Origin of the sequence: Haemophilus influenzae (genome assembly GCF_019703545.1) — a bacterium.
GTDB classification, from domain to species: domain Bacteria; phylum Pseudomonadota; class Gammaproteobacteria; order Enterobacterales; family Pasteurellaceae; genus Haemophilus; species Haemophilus influenzae_E.
Map to the genome: position 1 here is coordinate 1742546 of NZ_AP018771.1, position 20478 is coordinate 1763023.

Annotated in this window: 21 protein-coding genes and 1 other RNA gene; 13 read left to right on the top strand and 9 right to left on the bottom strand. The window is 38.3% G+C overall.

Annotated elements, in window-relative coordinates:
• The first annotated feature begins 221 nt into the window (after positions 1-221).
• The 6 genes from K6J66_RS08800 (at position 222) to cydC (ending at position 7123) form a co-directional block, all read left to right on the top strand.
• Entirely contained in the window at positions 222-638 is a 417-nt protein-coding gene (locus K6J66_RS08800) for a hotdog fold thioesterase (RefSeq protein ID WP_038440006.1), read from the top strand.
• Positions 635-1606, top strand: a complete 972-nt coding sequence (hemH, locus tag K6J66_RS08805; RefSeq protein WP_038440007.1) for a ferrochelatase — start codon at positions 635-637, stop codon at positions 1604-1606. The genes K6J66_RS08800 and hemH overlap by 4 nt, the downstream gene beginning before the upstream one ends.
• 78 nt (positions 1607-1684) lie before the next feature.
• On the top strand, positions 1685-2542 hold the full coding sequence (locus tag K6J66_RS08810; RefSeq protein WP_038440008.1) for a co-chaperone YbbN: 858 nt from the start codon (positions 1685-1687) through the stop codon (positions 2540-2542).
• Between the two features lie 73 nt (positions 2543-2615).
• Positions 2616-3572, top strand: a complete 957-nt coding sequence (gene trxB, locus K6J66_RS08815) for a thioredoxin-disulfide reductase (RefSeq protein WP_005630407.1) — start codon at positions 2616-2618, stop codon at positions 3570-3572.
• 60 nt (positions 3573-3632) lie between these two features.
• A complete protein-coding gene (cydD, locus tag K6J66_RS08820; RefSeq protein WP_038440009.1) occupies positions 3633-5393 on the top strand; it encodes a heme ABC transporter permease/ATP-binding protein CydD in 1761 nt (586 codons plus the stop codon).
• A complete protein-coding gene (gene cydC, locus K6J66_RS08825; protein WP_038440010.1) occupies positions 5393-7123 on the top strand; it encodes a heme ABC transporter ATP-binding protein/permease CydC in 1731 nt (576 codons plus the stop codon). The genes cydD and cydC overlap by 1 nt, the downstream gene beginning before the upstream one ends.
• A gap of 20 nt (positions 7124-7143) precedes the next feature.
• On the opposite strand, the gene ffs is transcribed toward cydC, so the two are convergent.
• Positions 7144-7242, bottom strand: an RNA gene (ffs, locus tag K6J66_RS08830) — signal recognition particle sRNA small type.
• A 128-nt stretch (positions 7243-7370) separates the two neighbouring features.
• Here ffs and nrdG point away from each other — a divergent pair.
• Positions 7371-7838, top strand: a complete 468-nt coding sequence (nrdG, locus tag K6J66_RS08835) for an anaerobic ribonucleoside-triphosphate reductase-activating protein (protein WP_038440011.1) — start codon at positions 7371-7373, stop codon at positions 7836-7838.
• A gap of 99 nt (positions 7839-7937) precedes the next feature.
• On the opposite strand, the gene K6J66_RS08840 is transcribed toward nrdG, so the two are convergent.
• From K6J66_RS08840 to pmbA, 4 genes are all read right to left on the bottom strand, one after another.
• Entirely contained in the window at positions 7938-9260 is a 1323-nt protein-coding gene (locus K6J66_RS08840; protein ID WP_011272409.1) for an L-cystine transporter, read from the bottom strand.
• Positions 9261-9354: 94 nt separating this feature from the next.
• Entirely contained in the window at positions 9355-9564 is a 210-nt protein-coding gene (locus tag K6J66_RS08845; protein ID WP_005661330.1) for a LysE family translocator, read from the bottom strand.
• Between the two features lies 1 nt (position 9565).
• Entirely contained in the window at positions 9566-10105 is a 540-nt protein-coding gene (gene hpt / locus K6J66_RS08850; protein WP_005661327.1) for a hypoxanthine phosphoribosyltransferase, read from the bottom strand.
• Between the two features lie 210 nt (positions 10106-10315).
• Positions 10316-11671, bottom strand: a complete 1356-nt coding sequence (pmbA, locus tag K6J66_RS08855; protein ID WP_038440013.1) for a metalloprotease PmbA — start codon at positions 11669-11671, stop codon at positions 10316-10318.
• An 88-nt stretch (positions 11672-11759) separates the two neighbouring features.
• Here pmbA and yjgA point away from each other — a divergent pair, with 88 nt between their 5' ends.
• From yjgA to rapZ, 6 genes are read left to right on the top strand one after another with little or no spacing between them, the layout of a single operon-like run.
• Positions 11760-12296, top strand: coding sequence for a ribosome biogenesis factor YjgA (gene yjgA / locus K6J66_RS08860; protein WP_038440014.1), 537 nt, complete (start codon positions 11760-11762; stop codon positions 12294-12296).
• A 50-nt stretch (positions 12297-12346) separates the two neighbouring features.
• Positions 12347-12961, top strand: a complete 615-nt coding sequence (gene lptC, locus K6J66_RS08865) for an LPS export ABC transporter periplasmic protein LptC (RefSeq protein ID WP_005647563.1) — start codon at positions 12347-12349, stop codon at positions 12959-12961.
• Entirely contained in the window at positions 12942-13460 is a 519-nt protein-coding gene (gene lptA / locus K6J66_RS08870) for a lipopolysaccharide transport periplasmic protein LptA (protein WP_005661318.1), read from the top strand. The genes lptC and lptA overlap by 20 nt, the downstream gene beginning before the upstream one ends.
• 3 nt (positions 13461-13463) lie before the next feature.
• On the top strand, positions 13464-14189 hold the full coding sequence (lptB, locus tag K6J66_RS08875; protein ID WP_005657236.1) for an LPS export ABC transporter ATP-binding protein: 726 nt from the start codon (positions 13464-13466) through the stop codon (positions 14187-14189).
• 2 nt (positions 14190-14191) lie between these two features.
• Positions 14192-14686 carry a PTS IIA-like nitrogen regulatory protein PtsN gene (gene ptsN / locus K6J66_RS08880; protein ID WP_038440015.1) on the top strand — a complete coding sequence of 165 codons (495 nt, stop codon included), beginning with the start codon at positions 14192-14194 and terminating at the stop codon, positions 14684-14686.
• Positions 14687-14703: 17 nt separating this feature from the next.
• Positions 14704-15561: an RNase adapter RapZ gene (gene rapZ, locus K6J66_RS08885; protein WP_038440016.1), complete on the top strand. Its 858-nt coding sequence runs from the start codon at positions 14704-14706 to the stop codon at positions 15559-15561.
• A 43-nt stretch (positions 15562-15604) separates the two neighbouring features.
• On the opposite strand, the gene K6J66_RS08890 is transcribed toward rapZ, so the two are convergent.
• From K6J66_RS08890 to ftsA, 4 genes are all read right to left on the bottom strand, one after another.
• A complete protein-coding gene (locus K6J66_RS08890) occupies positions 15605-16762 on the bottom strand; it encodes a chorismate mutase (RefSeq protein ID WP_110442525.1) in 1158 nt (385 codons plus the stop codon).
• 126 nt (positions 16763-16888) lie between these two features.
• The gene (gene lpxC / locus K6J66_RS08895) at positions 16889-17806 is read right to left on the bottom strand and encodes a UDP-3-O-acyl-N-acetylglucosamine deacetylase (RefSeq protein WP_038440018.1); all 918 of its coding nucleotides are present in this window, start codon (positions 17804-17806) and stop codon (positions 16889-16891) included.
• A gap of 38 nt (positions 17807-17844) precedes the next feature.
• Entirely contained in the window at positions 17845-19110 is a 1266-nt protein-coding gene (gene ftsZ / locus K6J66_RS08900; RefSeq protein ID WP_038440019.1) for a cell division protein FtsZ, read from the bottom strand.
• 83 nt (positions 19111-19193) lie between these two features.
• A complete protein-coding gene (ftsA, locus tag K6J66_RS08905; protein WP_038440020.1) occupies positions 19194-20471 on the bottom strand; it encodes a cell division protein FtsA in 1278 nt (425 codons plus the stop codon).
• Positions 20472-20478: the final 7 nt, after the last annotated feature.

Genomic DNA, 20478 nt, shown 5'->3' on the forward strand with positions numbered 1-20478 from the left:
TTAAAAACTTGCCTTCCCTGCTTGCGGGGGAAGGTGCCCGAAGGGCGGAAGGGGATATAGGGATATGCGAAATAAAATTTTGGAATGATGAAATATTAAAAAAAGATAATGTACCTAAAACAATTTATGTTGAAATTGAACATTTATCCCCCTCAGCCTTCGGCAGCTCCCCCCCCATAAATGGGTGGAGCCAAGATAATTGATAATATGGAATAGATTAAATGCTCTGGAAAAAAACTTTTACCCTTGAAAACTTAAATCAACTCTGCTCCAACACTGCAGTTAGTCATCTTGGCATTGAAATTTCAGCTTTTGGCGAAGATTGGATTGAAGCGACAATGCCTGTGGATCATCGTACTATGCAGCCGTTTGGTGTGTTGCACGGTGGGGTTTCGGTTGCTTTAGCTGAAACAATTGGTTCCCTTGCGGGTTCGCTTTGTTTAGAAGAAGGCAAAACCGCGGTTGGATTGGATATTAACGCCAATCATCTTCGCCCTGTTCGTTCAGGTAAAGTGACTGCAAGAGCCACACCAATTAATTTGGGCAGAAATATCCAAGTTTGGCAAATTGACATCCGCACAGAAGAGAATAAACTTTGTTGTGTTTCTAGATTAACCCTTTCCGTAATCAATTTATGACAAAACCAGCAAAAATCGGCGTATTACTTGCCAATCTAGGCACGCCAGATAGCCCAACGCCGAAGTCAATTAGCCGTTATTTATGGCAATTTTTAACGGATCCTCGCGTGGTCGATTTACCGCGTTTCAAATGGTATCCACTGCTTAAAGCCATTATTTTGCCATTGCGTTCAAAACGTATCGCCAAAAATTATCAAGCCATTTGGACAGAACAAGGTTCGCCTTTACTTGCCATTTCACGACAACAAAAAGACGCATTACAAGCCTATTTAGATAATCAAAATATCGATACTCAAGTAGAAATTGCCATGACTTATGGCAATCCATCAATGCAAAGTGCGGTGAAAAATTTGCTTAAAAATCAAGTTGAGCGAATTATTGTCTTGCCTCTTTATCCGCAATACTCTAGCTCAACTACAGGCGCAGTATTTGATGCTTTCGCTAACGCTCTTAAAGAAGAACGAGGATTACTGCCTTTTGATTTCATCCATTCTTATCATATTGATGAAAATTACATTAATGCCTTAGCCGACTCCATAAAAGTGCGGTTAAAATCCGATGAGTTTTTGTTATTTTCTTATCACGGTATTCCTCTGCGTTACGAAAAAATGGGCGATTATTATCGTGAACATTGTAAACAAACGACTATTGCAGTTGTTAATAAGCTAGGCTTAACAGAAAAACAATGGGGAATGACGTTTCAATCTCGCTTTGGACGTGAAGAATGGCTACAGCCTTATACCGATAAATTTTTAGAATCTGCTGCAACACAGAACATTCAAAAAATTGCTGTTGTTTGCCCAGGTTTCTCCGTAGATTGTTTAGAAACCATTGAAGAAATTGACAAAGAAAATCGAGAAAATTTCCTAAACAATGGCGGACAATCTTATCAATATATTCCTGCACTTAATGTAGAGCATGCACATATTGAAATGATGGGAAAATTGATCTTAAAAAAACTTGATTAATAATAGAAATGGTAAAACGTTTCTAAAATCTTCCGCACTTTGCTAAAATCAGCCATTATTTTTTCACAAGGATAAAACATGGCTGATTTTCCTTTTATCGTTGAGATCAACGAACAAAACCTTACTGAAATACTGCAACAATCCTTAGAAAAACCACTTGTCATCAATTTTTATGCGCCAACGCATAAAGAATCCGCAGATTTTTTGGTGCTACTTGAGCAAGTTGCAGAACAATATCAAGGACAATTTATTCTTGGAAAAGTAAATTGTGAAAAAGAGCAAATGATTGCCGCACAATTCCGCATCCAAGCATTACCAACCACCTATTTGTTTAAAGAAGCACAGGCATTAGATGCATTTTCAGGCATGCTTGATAAAGCGTCATTAATCCAACGATTAAGCATTATTTTACCGAAAGAGGAAGATTTAAAATTCCAACAAGCATTAGATTTCTTGCAAGTAGAAAATTACGAAGCTGCATTGCCATTGTTGAAAGACGCATGGGAACTTTCTAATAAGAAAAACAGTGATGTTGCCCTACTCTACGCAGAAACCTATATTGCAATGAAGAAAACGGAGCCAGCACAAGAAATTTTAAATCAAATTCCATTGCAAGATCGTGATAGCCGTTGGCACGGATTACAAGCACAAATTGAGCTACAAATTCAAGCAGCCGATACACCTGAAATCCAACAATTACAGGCTGATTATGCTAAAAACCCAACAGCTGAAATTGCAATAAAACTTGCTGTACAACTTCATCAAGCTGGACGAAATGAAGAAGCACTGACACTACTTTTCGGCATTTTAAAAACAGATTTAAGCGCGCAGAATGGCGAAGTGAAACAACAATTTTTATCTATTTTAAGCGCAATGGGCAATGCTGATCCGCTGACAAATAAATTTCGTCGATTGCTTTATTCGCTGCTTTATTAAGCAAAAAGTTTATAATCAGTAAAATGCAACTTATTGCATTATATTATTACTTAACTACAAACAAGGATTCTTTATGTCAGATACCAAACACGCAAAACTTTTAATTTTAGGCTCAGGCCCTGCTGGTTATACAGCAGCCATTTACGCAGCACGTGCAAACTTAAAACCAGTATTGGTGACTGGTTTGCAACAAGGTGGGCAGCTGACCACTACAGATGAAATTGAGAACTGGCCAGGCGATTTTGAGATGACTACTGGTTCAGGTTTAATGCAACGTATGTTGCAACACGCAGAAAAATTTGAGACAGAAATCGTCTTCGATCATATCAATCGCGTAGATTTATCTTCTCGCCCATTCAAACTTTTTGGCGATGTACAAAATTTCACTTGTGATGCGTTAATTATCGCAACAGGTGCCTCTGCACGTTATATTGGCTTACCTTCAGAAGAAAACTACAAAGGTCGTGGTGTTTCCGCTTGTGCAACCTGTGATGGTTTCTTTTATCGCAATAAGCCTGTCGGTGTGATTGGTGGTGGAAATACTGCGGTGGAAGAAGCGCTTTACTTAGCCAATATTGCAAGTACAGTGCATTTAATTCACCGTCGCGATAGCTTCCGTGCGGAAAAAATCCTTATCGACCGTTTGTACAAAAAAGTGGAAGAAGGAAAAATCGTTCTGCATACTGACCGCACTTTAGATGAAGTATTGGGCGATAATATGGGCGTAACGGGCTTACGTTTAACCGATACAAAAACGGGCGAGAAAGAAGAACTCAAATTAGATGGCTTATTCGTAGCGATTGGTCACTCGCCAAATACGGAAATTTTCCAAGGGCAACTAGAATTAAATAATGGCTATATCGTTGTAAAATCTGGTCTTGAAGGCAATGCAACAGCCACTTCTGTGGAAGGCGTGTTCGCAGCAGGCGATGTAATGGATCACAATTATCGCCAAGCCATTACCTCCGCGGGAACTGGTTGTATGGCAGCATTGGATGCAGAACGCTATTTAGACTCTCAAGAAGCATAAATCTTCTAACCAATTCCCCTCTTTTAAAGAGGGGAACTTTCTCTATATCACGATAAAACTATGAACAAACTTCGCCAAAAATATTTACAAAAATGGCTTCGCGCACAACAAGAACCTATCAAAAAATTAATGCGTGTGAACATTGTCTTAGCTACGCTTTCTTCATTCATTTTAGTCGCACAAACTTATTTTCTTGCGACGTTGCTCGATAAATTGATTATACAAAATGTGCCTCGTGATGAACTTATTCCTTATTTTCTCGGGCTAATTATCGGCTTCGGGATGCGTGCTATTATTTTATGGGCACGCGAAAAAATAGGTTTCCAAAGCGGACAATTATTACGCAACCATATTCGTCAAAAAATTCTGGATAAAATTCATCTTGTCGGCCCTGCGACAATCAATCAAAAACCAGCTGGAAGTTGGGCAAGCATTATGTTGGAACAAGTTGAAAACTTACATAATTTCTATGCCCGTTTTCTGCCTCAACAAAGTCTTTCAGCCATTGTTCCAGTGGTTATTTTCATTGCTGTATTTCCCTTGAACTGGGCGGCAGGCTTAATCTTAATGATTACCGCACCGCTTGTTCCTCTGTTTATGATCATTGTCGGTATTGCTGCGGCTGACAACAGCCAAAAAAATATGGATACCCTTTCTCGCCTCAGTGCCCAATTTTTAGATCGCTTACGCGGCTTGGAAACCTTGCGTCTTTTTAACCGCACTTCTGAACAAACGGAGCATATTGAAAATGCCACTGAAGATTTCCGTGAAACCACAATGGATGTGCTAAAACTCGCTTTTCTCTCTTCTGCCGTATTGGAATTTTTTACCTCTATTTCCATTGCACTGATAGCGGTCTATTTTGGTTTTAGCTACTTAGGTCAAATTGAATTTGGTACCTATAATGCACCGCTTACACTTTTCACAGGTTTCTTTTGTTTAATTCTTGCACCTGAATTTTATCAACCCTTACGCGATCTAGGCACTTATTACCACGACCGCGCAGCGGGTATTGGCGCAGCTGATGCTATTGTTGATTTTTTAGAATCCGATTATTTAACCGTTCATCAAAATGAAAAAACAATTTCTTTAGAAAGTGCGGTTGAAATTTCTGCCGAAAATTTAGTGGTGCTTTCGACACAGGGTTCAGCATTAACCAAGCCGTTAAACTTCCAAATTCCAGCAAATCACAATGTTGCGCTTGTAGGGCAAAGTGGCGCAGGAAAAACTTCATTAATAAATGCGATTTTGGGCTTTTTACCTTATGAGGGCTCTCTTAAAATTAATGGGCAAGAACTTCGCGAAAGTAATCTAGCTGACTGGCGCAAACATATTGCGTGGGTAGGACAAAATCCATTGTTATTACAAGGCACAATTAAAGAAAACTTACTACTTGGCAATATTCAAGCCAACGATGAAGAAATTAATCAAGCGTTAATACGCTCTCAAGCCAAAGAATTTACCGATAAACTTGGACTTCATCACGAAATAAAAGATGGTGGATTAGGCATTTCTGTGGGTCAAGCGCAACGCCTTGCCATTGCTCGGGCATTGTTACGCAAAGGCGATTTACTTCTGCTCGATGAGCCAACCGCAAGCCTAGATGCGCAATCAGAAAATCTTGTTTTACAAGCATTGAATGAAGCAAGTCAGCATCAAACTACACTGATGATTACCCACCGAATTGAAGATTTGAAACAATGTGATCAAATTTTTGTGATGCAACGAGGAGAAATAGTACAGCAAGGTAAATTTACCGAATTACAACATGAAGGTTTCTTTGCTGAACTACTCGCTCAACGACAACAGGATATCCAATAATGCGCACATTACTTCCATTTATACGTTTATTTAAATTCGCCAAATTTCCGCTTATTTTAGGCTTGGTGCTGATGATTTTAGGATTGGGATCCAGCATGAGCTTGCTTACCGTTTCAGGCTGGTTTTTAGCCGCTACAGCCATTGCAGGACTAGGCACGCTATTTAACTTTTTCTACCCTTCAGCCAGTGTGCGAGGTTTAGCTATCGGACGAACCGTCATGCGCTATTTTGAAAAAATAGTGACGCATGATGCAACATTCCGCATTTTGTCGAAATTACGCGTACAAGTATTTGAAAAAATCATTCCTTTAAGCCCAGCGGTATTAAATCGTTATCGCAACAGCGATTTATTAAATCGTTTAGTTTCCGATGTGGATACCCTTGATAGCCTCTATTTACGTTTACTTGCGCCATTTTTCACTGCTGTATTTGTAATCATTGCCATAACGATTGGACTTAGCTTTATCAATATTCCACTCGCACTTGGTTTAGGCTTATTTTTGTTAATTTTATTAATAATTATCCCAACTGTTTTCTATCGACTAGGACAGCAATTTGGCGAACGCTTAATCCAAGCACGCGCGACCTATCGAACCCAGTTTTTAGAATTTATCCAAGCACAAGCCGAGCTTTTATTATTTAATGCGGAAGATAGATTAAAAGAAAAAATGTCAGTCACAGAAAAAACATGGCAGGAAGATCAAGCTAAAGAAGCAAAATTAAACGGATTCTCTACCGCACTTGTTCTCTTTCTTAATGGTTTGTTGATTTCTGGAATGCTATGGTTTGCAAGTAACGCCGATTTTGGCACAGATGAATATCGCACGGCTTATATTGCACTTTTCACTTTTGCTGCACTTGCCGCCTTTGAGATCATCATGCCATTGGGTGCTGCTTTTTTGCATATAGGTCAAGTGATTGCTGCAGCAGAACGTGTGACCGAAATCATTGAGCAAAAACCGCTTGTTGAGTTTAATGGTAACGAGGAATTTGAAACAAAAGTGCGGTTAATTTCTGCGAAGAATTTAAATTTTTCCTATCCCGAACAAGAAACACTCGTATTAAAAAATCTTACATTAGATTTAGAACAAGGACAAAAAATTGCTATTTTAGGCAAAACTGGAAGTGGAAAATCTTCACTCCTTCAACTTTTGGTACGCAATTATGATGCGAATCAAGGTGAGCTTTTATTGGCAGAAAAACCCATTTCCGCCTATTCAGAAGAAACATTACGCCGCCAAATTTGTTTTTTAACTCAACGTGTTCACGTATTCAGCGATACACTTCGTCAAAATTTACAATTTGCAAGTGCGGATAAAATTTCTGATGAAAAAATGATTGAAGTACTACATCAAGTTGGCTTAAGTAAATTACTTGAGCAAGAAGGAAAAGGTTTAAATCTTTGGCTGGGAGATGGCGGTCGTCCACTTTCTGGTGGGGAACAACGCCGTTTAGGTTTAGCGCGTATTTTACTCAATAATGCGCCCATTTTATTATTGGATGAACCGACAGAAGGCTTAGATCGCGAAACTGAACGTCAAATTTTACGTTTAATTCTGCAACATGCCGACAATAAAACCCTAATTATAGTCACTCACCGTCTCAGTTCAATTGAACAATTCGATAAAATTTGTGTAATTGATAACGGAAGATTAATCGAAGAAGGCGATTACAATAGTTTAATCACCAAAGAAAATGGGTTCTTTAAAAGATTGATTGAGCGAGTATAAGAAAAGGAAGTTGGGCGGAAACCTTCCCAGCTTCTTCTCGGCACACAGTAATTCCGACTTTGGCTGCTTCCTTCCAGACCTGACCGAGTAAACCAGACACCGTTGCGAGAGACCGAGAAGGTTTCCATTGATATCGCAATGCGATTGCGTGCTATTATGCAGAAATTACCGCCGTATTGCAAAGACTAATTCAAAAGTGCGGTGAATTTGGCGAGAATTTAAGCCACATTTTCAGGATTGTTATGAAATGAACTACCTCCAATACTACCCGACCGATGTGATCAATGGCGAAGGCACAAGATGCACACTTTTCGTCAGTGGCTGTACGCACGCTTGCAAAGGTTGCTACAACCAAAAAAGTTGGTCATTTTCAGCGGGTGTATTATTTGATGATGTAATGGAACAACAAATCATCAATGATTTAAAAGACACACGCATTAAACGCCAAGGGCTGACGCTTTCAGGTGGCGATCCACTTCATCCCCTCAACGTAGAAACATTATTGCCCTTTGTGCAACGTGTAAAACAAGAATGTCCCGATAAAGACATCTGGGTTTGGACGGGTTATAAGCTAGATGAATTAGACGAACAACAACGTGCTATGTTGCCTTATATTGATGTATTAATTGATGGGAAATTTATTCAAGAACAGGCTGACCCAAGTTTAGTTTGGCGAGGTTCCGCAAATCAAATTATTCATCGATTTAAGTTATAAAACACTGAAAAGAACCACCGCACTTTTTAGTCAAAAGTATTGAGCGATAAAAAATCTGCAACTGAATTCTCAATTGCAGATTTTTTTATTGATTTCCAGTTACTTATTTAGCAAGCGATCCGTAATCGTGCCAGCCACCATGGCACCGTTTACGTTAAGTGCGGTACGTCCCATATCGATGATCGGTTCGATGGAAATGAGTAAACCGACTAATTCCAGTGGTAAACCTAACGTAGATAGCACGACGATAGCGGCGAATGTGGCTCCGCCACCTACGCCTGCGATACCGAATGAAGAAATGGCGACCACGAAAATTAAGGTTAGAATGTAGCTGAAGCTAAAAGGGTCAATGCCGACCATTGGGGCGACCATTACAGCAAGCATCGCTGGATAAATGCCGCCACAGCCGTTTTGTCCGATAGTGGCACCGAATGAGGCAGCAAAGTTGGCGATGACATTGTTGTTACCTAATTTTGCGGTTTGCGTTTCAATATTTAACGGAATTGTCGCCGCACTTGAGCGAGATGTAAACGCAAAACTTAAGGTTGGCAACACTTTTTTGTAGTAATCCACAGGATTGACTTTAACGAAGAACAATAAAATGCCGTGAACCACAAACATTAAGGCAATAGCAGCGTAAGAAGCCACAATAAAATTGCCCAAATTGACAATATCCGCCCATTTTGAGGTGGCAGCCATTTTAATCATCAACGCAAACACGCCGTAAGGGGTTAAGCGAATCACAAAACGCACCAAACGCATCACTAATTTGTTTAAAGTTTCTACACCTTGTGCAATTCGTTCGCCAAGTGCTTGATCTTCTTTGCCTAAACTCAAAGCCGCCACGCCAAGTAATGCTGAGAAAATTACGACACTAATAATGGACGTTGGGTTGGCACCCGTGAGATCAGCAAAAGGATTTTTCGGAATAAAGGACACCAACATCGCAGGCACAGTTAAATTGGACACTTGCCCTGCTTTATCTAACACTTTGCCTTGAGCCGCTAATTCACGATCGCCCACGATTAATCCTGCCGCCGACACATCAAATAAATGCACCATCGCAATCCCAATTGCAGCGGAAATGGCGGTGGTAATCAGCAAGGTGGATAACACGCCAACGCTGACTTTGCCCAATGATCTGGTTTGATTGATACGAGCGATAGCAGATAAAATCGACACGAACACCAACGGCATCACGATCATCTGCAATAAACGAACATAACCGTTACCGACCACGTTGATCCAATCTAAAGTTTCGTCTAACAAAGGTTTTTCAAAAGCGGATTGCAATACCGCACCAAAAAGCAAACCGAGCAATAAACCGATAAATACCGTTTGCCCTAATTTTTCGGTTTTGCGATATAGCTGTGCTAACAGCAATAAAAAAGCAATAAATATCGCCAAATTGACTAATAACATAAAAAATCTCCAAAACTGATTAAAGTGTTTGGAGACTATCAACTTCAGTAAAAATAACAAGTTTTCTTTCGTTATATTTTATACTTTTTGGTAATTAAAATGCGGCTGCAGTGGCTAGCACGCCTGAATAAACTAAATAGTCGCCGAAAAATAAGAAAATTGCCCCAGCAAGATTATCAATATAACGGCTGTATTTGCTGTAAAAAGATTTAGCAAGTGATCGAGAAAATAGCAATGAAATAATACAAAAAAGTGCGGCTAAAAATTCATTTAAAATTTCAACCGCACTTTTCAATAAAATCAAATTATTCTTCTAAAACAACTTTACCGATATAGCCTAAATTACGATGGCGTTGCGCGTAATCGATACCATACCCCACCACAAATTCATCAGGAATTTCAAAACCAATCCATTCAACAGGCACTTCCACTTCCCGACGAGAAGGTTTATCAAGTAACGTACAAATTGCAAGGCTCGCAGGATCACGCAAATTCAAAATATCACGCACTTTTTCCAAGGTATAGCCCGTATCAATAATATCTTCCACAATTAAAACGTGTTTACCTTTTATATCGCCGTCCAAATCTTTGGTAATACGAACGTCGTGATTCGTGGTCATACCAGTGCCATAACTTGAAGTAGTCATAAATTCAATTTCCACAGGTAAATTTATCTGACGAACAATATCCGCCATAAACATAAAGGAACCACGTAAAAGTCCCACTACAACAAGGCTATCGATCTGTTTTTCTTGATAAAATTTTGTAATTTGAGTACCTAATTCAGCAATACGAGCATGAACATCGTTCTCTGAAATTAAAACATCTACGTGGTGTTTTTTCATTGTGTTTCCTTATGAAATGACAGGGGATAAAATAGTTTGCTATTTTACAAAAAAAAGGCTGAAGTTTAAACCTTCAGCCTTTTTGAACCCTAACGAATTTACTTTCTACTCTACCTGTTGGAGCAACCTGCAATCGCTTAACAGATGTGCGTATAGTAGCAGATATTTATCCATTGTCAATAAGAATTATTCTCAATTTCAAAAATATTCTTAATTTCCTGAAATTTTCATTTTATCTAACAAAATAGAACCCGTTTGGATGTTAGAACGATGCTCTATATCATCCGCTACAGCAACCATATTCTTCAACATATCTTGCAATTGCCCCGCAATAGTAATTTCGGCGACGGGATATTGAATTTCCCCATTTTCCACCCAAAAACCTGATGCACCACGGGAATAATCGCCAGTAACGATATTGACCCCTTGCCCCATCACATCTGTTACGAGTAAGCCTGTTCCCATTTGACGTAAAAGTGCGGTCAATCCACCCGTTAAATTTGGCTTAACAAGCCAGTTGTGAATACCTCCAGCATGACCAGTGCTCGGCATACCGAGTTTTTTACCACTGTAACTTGTCACTAAATAAGTTTGTAATATGCCGTTTTCGACAATTTCACGATCTTGCGTGCGAACACCCTCACTATCAAAAGGCGTTGAAGCTAAACGGCGTAATAAATGTGGTCTCTCACTAATATTGAACCAATCTGGTAAGACCTGTTTACCTAAATGATCGAGTAAGAAACTTGATTTTCTATATAAGCTGCCACCACTTATTGCAGCGGCAAAATGAGAAATAAGAGCAGTTGCAACATCATTTAAGAAAATGACAGGTACTTCTCGTGTACTCAATTTTTGAGGATTTAAACGAGAAACGACTTTCTTTGCACAATTTTCGCCAACCCAAATTGGCGATTGGAGTTTATCGAATTCACGAGAGATCGCGTATTCGTAATCATTTTCTAAGGCATCTTCTACGCCACCAATAACCGAACAAGATAAGGAATAACGGCTTGATAAATAACTTTGCAACATACCATGGCTATTTCCATAAACTTTCACGCCTGTATGTGAATTAAAACTTGCACCATTACTATTTATAATGCGTTTATCCGCTTGCAAAGCGGCTTGTTCTGCTTGAAGTGCCAATTCCGTCGCTTTATCAACATCCACATCAGCAGCATGATAAAGTTCTAAATCAGGCGCATTAAAAGCCATTAAATCCTTATCCGCAAGGCCTGTGCAATCATCGGGTGAAGTGTATTTTGCAATTGCAAGTGCGGCTTCTACCGCATTTTTAATTGCGCTTTCGCTTAGATCGGAAGTAGAAGCATTGCCTTTTTGTTGCCCCATATAAACGGAGATCCCCAATGCGCCATCATTAGTAAATTCTACGTTTTCAATTTCTTGCAAACGAGCAGATACGGATAAACCGCTCACTTTTGTGACTGCGACTTCTGCACTTGCGCCAGCTTTCGTTGCTAACTCCACTGCAAAACTGACGGCTTGACGTAATTCTTGTTCTTGTGCTTTTAAAAGTGCGGTTGAATTTTCAGCTGTTTTCATTATTTTTTCCTATTAAAAATTTTCAACATTTTATCTTATTTTCAAAGTTTATGGTAAAATGTGCACCAATTTTTATAAAGGATAAAAAATGGCAAAACGTAAGAAAAAAGAAGTTTTCGATTGGGAAGATGAAGATCAAGAAGAAATTATTTGGGTGAGTAAAAGCGAAATCAAACGCGATGCGGAAGATTTAAAACAACTTGGCGAAAAGATTGTCAATTTAACCAAAGCTAATCTTGCCAAAATCCCACTTGATGAATCCTTACTTGATGCCATTGAACTTGCACAGCGTTTACAAAAAGAAGCTCGCCGCCGTCAATTACAATATATCGGTAAATTGTTGCGTGGAATTGATGTTGAGCCCATTCGTGAAGCCTTAGATAAAATCGAAAATAAACATAACCAACAGCAAGCTATGCTGCATAAAATCGAAAAAGTGCGCGATGAATTGGTGGAAAAAGGCGATGTGGCTTTAACAGATTTATTAAATGATTATCCTAATGGCGATCGTCAGCAACTACGCAATCTGATTCGTTCTGCACAAAAAGAACTGGAGCAAAATAAACCATCGAAAGCCTATCGAGAAATTTATCAAATGCTCAAGGTATTAATGTTGGAAGATTAAAAATATTGAAATTTTCATCCGCACTTTGTGGATAAGTGATTGAAATAAAAATGAATATTCGTTGGAATGTAATTTTGGGCGTTATCGCACTTTGTGCTTTGGCGTGGTTTTATTCCTTAAATCAGGAAACCGCAGATTTATCTGAACTGGTGAAAAAGCCAGATAGTCCTGATTATGTGGGTTATAAAATGGAAACTACGGTTTTTTTCCCTGATGGTAAAAAACAATATTTGGCTTTATCCGATAAAATTGAGCATTATACAGTCAATGAACAAACCCTTTTTACCGCGCCTTTAGTTTATTTATATCCCACAACATCAAATGAAAAGGAAGAGGAAAAAAATGCCAATCAAAATGTAGATTTTTTTAGCACACAAAGCTGGAAATTAAGTGCAAATCAAGCAAGATTGACAAAAGATCAAATATTGTATTTAGAGGGTAATGTCGTCGCGCAAAATTTAACATCAGATTCACGTTTGCAACGCATTGAAACAGAATCAGCGGTCGTCAATTTGAAAACACAGGATATGACTTCCGAAACACAGGTTAAAATTAAGGGTAAAAATTTTAGTTCTACAGGATTAAAATTAGTCGGAAATTTACGCCAACAAGTGGCGACATTAAAGGAACAGGTAAAAACATATTATGAAGTTAGTAAGCAATAAAATTCTTTTTCTTGCAACGATGGTATTAGCATCAAGTTCAGCTTTTGCATTGAAAGGTGATGTTAATCAGCCGATAAATATTGTTTCGGATAATCAATCCTTAGATATGGAAAAAAGTGTAGTGACATTCACAGATAATGTGGTAATTACACAGGGGTCTATTGTTATCAAAGCAAATAAAGTTGTCATCACTCGTCCTGCTGAAAAATCAGGGAAAAAAGAAACGGTAGAAGCATTCGGCACGCCAGTCACATTCCATCAACAGTTAGATAATGGTAAGCCAGTGGATGGAAAAGCAAATAAAGTTCATTATGATCTTGGTAACGAATTTTTAACATTAACTAACAATGCCGAATTAAAGCAGCTTGATAGTAAAATTAATGGCAGTGTTATTACCTATGATGTGAAAAAACAACAACTTAAAGCTAATGGTAATGGAAAATCACGGGTAACAACAGTTCTTATTCCATCTCAATTACAACAAGCTAAAGGGAAGTAATCTATGTCAATTTTGACTGCAGAGAATTTAGCTAAAAGCTACAAAAGTCGTAAAGTTGTTTCGGATGTTAGTTTAACCGTAAACTCTAATGAAATTGTTGGTTTACTCGGGCCAAACGGTGCAGGGAAAACAACAACTTTCTATATGGTCGTTGGGCTTGTTCGCCAAGATCAAGGTAAAATTGTTATTGATGGCGAAGATATTAGTTTGCTCCCAATGCATAATCGTGCGCAACGTGGCATTGGTTATTTACCGCAAGAAGCCTCGATTTTTCGCCGTTTGACTGTCTATGAAAATTTGATGGCGGTATTGGAAATTCGTAAAGATTTAACCCCACAACAACGTCGCGAAAAAGCAGATGAATTAATTGAAGAATTTAATATTGGCCATATTCGGGATAATTTAGGGCAAGCCTTATCAGGCGGAGAACGTCGCCGTGTAGAAATCGCACGTGCCTTAGCAGCAAATCCAAAATTTATTCTATTAGACGAACCTTTTGCTGGTGTAGATCCTATTTCTGTGAGCGATATTAAGAAAATTATCACCGACTTACGTAACCGAGGATTAGGCGTTTTGATTACTGATCATAATGTTCGTGAAACCCTTGATGTTTGCGAACGCGCTTATATTGTTGGCGCAGGTAAAATTATCGCAACAGGCACACCAGAACAAGTGATGAACGATGAACAGGTTAAACGCGTTTATCTTGGCGAACAATTCAAATTATAAAAATGAAAATAACTGAACTATTAAGCCCTGAAAATATTCGTCAGGGCGTTAGTTTTTCTAGCAAAAAACGATTATTTGAGTCTATTGCGCATTTTGTAGAGGAACAAATCCTTGCAGAACAAGGCGAACAAGCCTGTTTTGAATGCCTTTTTGAACGCGAAAAACTGGGGAATTCTGGTTTAGGAAATGGGATTGCAATGCCAAAAGCGAAAATCCCCGTAACAGTATCAGATAAAGCAATCGCAGTGTTTATGCAACTCGATAATCCGATTGATTACGATGCTGTTGATGGTAAACCAGTGGATTTAATCTTTGCCTTGCTGATTCCAGAAAATCAATGTGAAACCTACATTCCAGTTTTAGCATCATTAATAGAAAAACTGACTGATAAAAATGTGTTGAAACAATTACGATCAGCCAAAAGTGCGGATGAAATTTGGCAAGTTTTTGAAATTACCGATCAATCAGAAACGACATTTGAAGAAGTGAAAGAATAATTACAGTGGGGAAACTTATGGAAATTATCATTATTAGTGGACGTTCTGGCGCAGGAAAATCTGTAGCCTTACGAGCATTGGAAGATACAGGATATTATTGTGTTGATAATATTCCTCTGGATTTACTTCCTCAATTGACTGATATTCTATCTCAATCCCAATCATCTGTCGCCATCAGTCTTGATATTCGTAATATTCCAAACTCCGCTCATTCTCTTAAGCAAACCCTTTCAACATTACAAAAGCATCATCAGATTAAAATCATTTTCTTAGAGGCTGATCGTGCCACCCTAATTCGCCGATATAGCGATTCACGCCGTTTGCACCCGCTTTCATTAAAAGATTTATCTCTTGAAGCCGCAATTGATGAAGAATATTGCTATCTTGAACCATTGATTCAACACGCAAATCTTATTCTTGATACCACCCATCTTTCTACACATAGTCTTGCAGAGCGATTACACGAATTTTTACGCGGTAATAGTGAAAAAGAATTAAAAATTATTGTTGAATCTTTTGGTTTTAAATATGGGATTCCTTTAGATGCGGATTATGTTTTCGATGTACGATTTTTACCTAACCCCCATTGGGATCCAACATTACGCCCAATGACTGGATTAGAAGCCCCTGTCGCAGAATTTCTAAATAGTCATACAGAAGTCAATGAATTTATTTATCTCACTCGTCATTACATTGATACTTGGTTACCGATGTTAGAAAAAAATAACCGTAGCTATTTGACGATTGCCATTGGATGTACTGGGGGAAAACACCGCTCCGTTTATATAGCACAGCAGTTAGGCGAATATTTTCAAGCCAAAGGAAAAACGGTACAAATTCAACATAAATCCTTAGAACGGAACAAAAAAATATAAAAAGTGCGGTCATAAAAACATCATTTTTATTGACCGCACTTTTTTATACACTCACAGGCTTTACAATCTCACTAGGATAACAACCTAAAATCTTTAAGTAATTGCTATAACCTTTTAATTCTTCCAAAGCCTGTTTTGTATCTGGATGATGAATATTTGCTTCAATTTCTAGATAAAACATTTCTTCCCAAGGCTTACCATAAATCGGTCGAGATTCCAGTTTTGTCATATTTATTTGATGCTTTTTAAACACGAATAAAGCATCCACTAACGCACCAGCTTGCTGTGAAGTTGTCATTAATAATAAGGTCTTTGTGGGAATCTGTGATGAAACTTCGCGAGGATCTTTAGCCACCACAATAAAACGCGTAATATTGTTCTCTTGATTAGCAATATTAGTTTTTAATACACTAAGTCCATACAATTTTCCACCGTCTTCATTGCCCAATGCTGCAATATTAGGTTTATTCAAACTTGCGACTAATTGCATTGCGTGTGAACTACTTTCGCAATATTCAATATGCATGCGATCAAGGCTATGAATAAATTGGCTACATTGTTGAATCACTTGAGGGTGGCTATACAACGTATCAATTTGACTCAAATCTGTTTTATCATTGACAAGCACGCAATGTTTGATTGGATACGCCAACTCCCCCACTAATGATAAATCAGTATGCTGAAGTAAATCATAAACTTCATTAATTGCACCCGATGTTGTATTTTCTAAAGGCAATACACCAAAATCAGCTTCTCCACTTTGCACTTTTTCAAATACTTGCTCAAAAGACTGACATCCTAGTTCTACAAATTGTTTTTGATAACGAGCAGCATAATTACGTGCAGCTAAATTAGAATAAGAACCACGTTTACCTAAAAAAGCAATATGTAAATTTTGATTACGTTGTTCATTAAGTTTATTCTGCAAGTAGACTTGCTGGGTCAATACCGAGTCTTCAATAATTTTTTGGAAAATTGAAGTAATGTATTGTGCTTCAAGCTGATAATTTTCATTTTCAGCAAATTGCACTAGTTCTTGTAAAAGTTGCTGCTCACGCGCGACATCACGTAAAGCCTTCTGCGAGATCTCTTTACTTCTCACTACATCGAAAGCTAAACGATGACGCTCAGAAAGTAATTTTAATAAACTACGATCTATTTGCGTAATTTGTTGGCGAATGTCAGATAATTCTAATGCCATAATGCTTCCTTATAAAAAATCCCACGAAATTGACCGCACTTTTAGTACATTCGCCATTTAAGCACGAGATGAAATAAAAAAGCTATACTTCCCACCAGAAATATAGCTTTTTCAACAATAAAACAATTAAATAAGCACTTGTGCTGGGGAAATATACCCTTGTGGCACTTGCTCTTTATCTTCAAAGGTTACAAATTCCCACGCTTCTTGATTTGCTAAAACAGCACGGAGTAACTTATTATTTAAACCGTGACCAGACTTATAAGCTTTAAAATCGCCAATAATGTTATAACCAGCCATATAAAGATCGCCAATTGCGTCTAACATTTTATGACGAACAAGTTCATCTTTAAAGCGTAAGCCATCTTCATTTAAAATTCTATAATCATCAAGAACAATCGCATTATCAAGGCTACCACCTAATGCTAAACCTTGAGATTGAAGATATTCAATATCTTTCATAAAGCCAAAAGTTCTTGCTCGGCTAATTTGATGAACAAATGCTTGGGCGGAAAAATTCATTTCATAGTTACGTACATCTTTGCCAATAGCAGGATGGTCAAAATCAATAGTGAAATCTAAACGGAAACCATTATAAGGTTTAAATTCAGCCCATTTATCGCCATCTTCAACTCGTACATATTCTTTAATGCGAATAAATTTTTTCGCTGCATTTTGTTCTTCAATTCCCGCATCTAACAACAAATAGATGAATGGACTAGCACTGCCATCCATAATAGGAATTTCAGGGGCATCAACTTCAATAATGATATTATCAATACCAAGCCCTGCCAAAGCTGCATTTAAATGCTCAACGGTAGAAATGCGAACACCTTGATCATTAATTAGTGCGGTACAGAGCATTGTATCACGCACTGAATTAGGATCGGCAGGGAATGCCACTGCTGGGTTTAAATCTGTACGATAATAAACAACACCTGTGTTTGGCATAGCTGGGCGTAAGGTTAATGTCACTTTATTACCGCTATGTAAGCCAACGCCTGTTACTTTAATACTTTGTTTTAATGTTCTTTGTTTAATCATTCTACTACCTTCATTTACTAGGTATTTTCTGAAACTTATTAATTTTCTTTACGCTGTGCAGGATTAAAAAAATTATTTTTCTTAAATGCTTCCAAGCGATCTGTAATCGGTTTATCTAACGGTCGTTGATATTCTTCTGATGCAGACCTTGACACTTCAACAGATTCACGACGATGAAGTTCAGGAACAATGTTTACACGCCCTTCGCCTTCAATATTCTGCGTAGAAAGCCCTTGACGAACAACTTGAATTGGCTCATTTCCTGCAATTTCCCCTAGACCAGTTGCCACAATAGTTACACGAATTTCATCGCTCATCTCAGGCACTAAACTCGTACCAACAACAACTGTCGCCTCTTCAGAAGCAAAGCTACCTATTGTCTCACCTATAATGTTAAATTCATCAAAAACTAAATCCATTCCAGCAGTAATATTAACTAAAATACCTTGAGCATTAGAAAGATCTATTTTTTCTAGAAGATCGTTACGTACCGCAAGGCGAGCCGCCTCTTCTGCTCTACCCGCACCAGGTTCTCCCACCGCTGAACCAAAACCTATCATTGCTTGCCCTTGAACGGACATTACCGTTCTTACATCGGCAAAGTCCACATTGATTAAGCCAGGCGATGTAATCATATCCGAAATACCCATAACCGAATTACGTAACACATCGTTTGCAGCAGCAAAAGCCTCTATTAATTTAGCATTTTTAGAGAGAACTTTTTGAATTTGTTGATTCGGAATAATAATCATTGAATCAACATATTGGGATAAATCTTTAATACCAAGCTCTGCAAATTGCATACGTTTTTTGCCTTCAAAAGCAAAAGGTTTAGTCACTACTGCAACAGTTAAAATACCCAGTTCTTTAGCAATTTTAGCAACAACAGGCGCCGCACCCGTACCTGTGCCGCCGCCCATACCTGCTGCAATAAAGACCATATCTGCGCCTTCAAGCATTTTGCGGATTTCATCCTGATCATCTTCAGCTGCTTTACGACCAATATTCGGATTTGCCCCAGCACCTAAACCTTTAGTTGTTTCTCCACCGATTTGTACAGTCTGTTGAACTTGGCTTTTACGCAATGCTTGAGCATCAGTATTGACGGCATAAAATACTATACGACCGTGTTCTTCTGATGTTAATGAATTTTCGCCAACAAAGGTTCCGCCCATTTCTTGTTTTACCATATTCATTACCATATGGTTTACGGCATTACCACCGCCACCGCCTACACCTACGACTTTGATCAGTGCGCCGGATTCGTTAAAATTGTCGTACTCAGGGTACTCTGGGTATAGCATTGATATTCTCCGTTACTGCCAGATAAGCTGACTAAATATATAAAATATAAATTCCCTTTATTGTAGATGAAAAATTAAAATAATCAAAATTCTGACCGCACTTTATTGACAATTTTTTTTACTCCTTGCCAAATAGATTCAAAGAAAGTTCCTTCAGAATCATCACTTCCTGAAATTAAATCATCGTCACTATTACTGTGATTATATTGCAATAATCCCACCACCGTTGAATATTGTGGACGATTCACATAATCAGTCAAACCAGTAATATTTAATGGGCTTGCTATACGTACTTGGCAATGGAAAACATTTGAAGCGCATTCTTTAAGATCTTCAATCTGTGCTCCACCACCAGTCATAACCACACCTGCAATTAATTCAAATTTAATATGTTTTGCTTCTAATTCAGCTTTTAACTTATCTAATTCATCTTTTACCACACCTAAAAGCTCCGTATAACGAGCCGATGTAATTAAAGATAAATCACTTTTTGTTAATGAACGAGGCGCACGACCGCCAATACTTGCTACCTCAATTTTTTTATCTCCGTGCAAGCGAGCTGGGTAAAATGCACTCGCATAGTTCACTTTAATGCGTTCTGCTTCTGATCGCGAAATTGTACAAGCGTGCGCAATATCATTCGTCACAATATTACCAGCGTAAGGAATTACCTTGCTAAAACGTAATGCACCATTCGTGTAAACCATCACGTTCATTGTGCCTGCACCAAAATCAATTAGACACACACCGAGATCTTTTTCATCCTCAGTTAGCACAGAATGTGTCGCTGCGAAACCAGAAAAAACGACTTTATCTACTTGTAAACCACAACGTTCAACGGCTTTTTTTAAGTTATTTTGCCAATCTTGATGACAAGCGATCAAATGTACTTGTGCTTTTAAACGCACGCCTTGTAATCCTAATGGATTTTTAATGTTCATCTGACGATCAACAGCGTATTCTTGTGGAATAACATGCAATAAAGATAAGCCTTCTGGTAATTTTATTGAACTTGCTGTATGAAGTGCCGAATCGATTTCTTCTTGGGTTACTTCACTTTCTGCTATCGGCACAAAACCACTTTCATTAAGGCTTTGAATATGCTCTCCAGTAATGGCTAAAGTCACACTCATAATCTGACAATCAGCCATAGATTCTGCCGCTTCAATAGCACGTTGAATCGAACCTACCACAGCATCAAGATCAGTGATACTGCCACGATCAATCCCTTTTGAAGGACAACTGCCTACACCAAGCACATTCACTACACCATCAGGAAATACTTCGCCAACTACAGCGACCACTTTTGAGGTGCCAACCTCTAAACCTACTATTGTTTTTGCTTCCACACCTTTAACCATTTTTACA

Coding starts and splice junctions, on each gene's coding strand:
- lpxC (WP_038440018.1), bottom strand. CDS start 17,806: ATGATTAAACAAAGAACATTAAAACAAAGTATTAAAGTAACAGGCGTT.
- cydC (WP_038440010.1), top strand. CDS start 5,393: ATGCGCACATTACTTCCATTTATACGTTTATTTAAATTCGCCAAATTT.
- ftsA (WP_038440020.1), bottom strand. CDS start 20,471: ATGGTTAAAGGTGTGGAAGCAAAAACAATAGTAGGTTTAGAGGTTGGC.
- ptsN (WP_038440015.1), top strand. CDS start 14,192: ATGAAAATAACTGAACTATTAAGCCCTGAAAATATTCGTCAGGGCGTT.
- lptC (WP_005647563.1), top strand. CDS start 12,347: ATGAATATTCGTTGGAATGTAATTTTGGGCGTTATCGCACTTTGTGCT.
- yjgA (WP_038440014.1), top strand. CDS start 11,760: ATGGCAAAACGTAAGAAAAAAGAAGTTTTCGATTGGGAAGATGAAGAT.
- pmbA (WP_038440013.1), bottom strand. CDS start 11,671: ATGAAAACAGCTGAAAATTCAACCGCACTTTTAAAAGCACAAGAACAA.
- trxB (WP_005630407.1), top strand. CDS start 2,616: ATGTCAGATACCAAACACGCAAAACTTTTAATTTTAGGCTCAGGCCCT.
- lptA (WP_005661318.1), top strand. CDS start 12,942: ATGAAGTTAGTAAGCAATAAAATTCTTTTTCTTGCAACGATGGTATTA.
- rapZ (WP_038440016.1), top strand. CDS start 14,704: ATGGAAATTATCATTATTAGTGGACGTTCTGGCGCAGGAAAATCTGTA.
- ftsZ (WP_038440019.1), bottom strand. CDS start 19,110: ATGCTATACCCAGAGTACCCTGAGTACGACAATTTTAACGAATCCGGC.
- K6J66_RS08810 (WP_038440008.1), top strand. CDS start 1,685: ATGGCTGATTTTCCTTTTATCGTTGAGATCAACGAACAAAACCTTACT.
- K6J66_RS08840 (WP_011272409.1), bottom strand. CDS start 9,260: ATGTTATTAGTCAATTTGGCGATATTTATTGCTTTTTTATTGCTGTTA.
- lptB (WP_005657236.1), top strand. CDS start 13,464: ATGTCAATTTTGACTGCAGAGAATTTAGCTAAAAGCTACAAAAGTCGT.
- nrdG (WP_038440011.1), top strand. CDS start 7,371: ATGAACTACCTCCAATACTACCCGACCGATGTGATCAATGGCGAAGGC.
- K6J66_RS08890 (WP_110442525.1), bottom strand. CDS start 16,762: ATGGCATTAGAATTATCTGACATTCGCCAACAAATTACGCAAATAGAT.
- cydD (WP_038440009.1), top strand. CDS start 3,633: ATGAACAAACTTCGCCAAAAATATTTACAAAAATGGCTTCGCGCACAA.
- hemH (WP_038440007.1), top strand. CDS start 635: ATGACAAAACCAGCAAAAATCGGCGTATTACTTGCCAATCTAGGCACG.
- K6J66_RS08800 (WP_038440006.1), top strand. CDS start 222: ATGCTCTGGAAAAAAACTTTTACCCTTGAAAACTTAAATCAACTCTGC.
- hpt (WP_005661327.1), bottom strand. CDS start 10,105: ATGAAAAAACACCACGTAGATGTTTTAATTTCAGAGAACGATGTTCAT.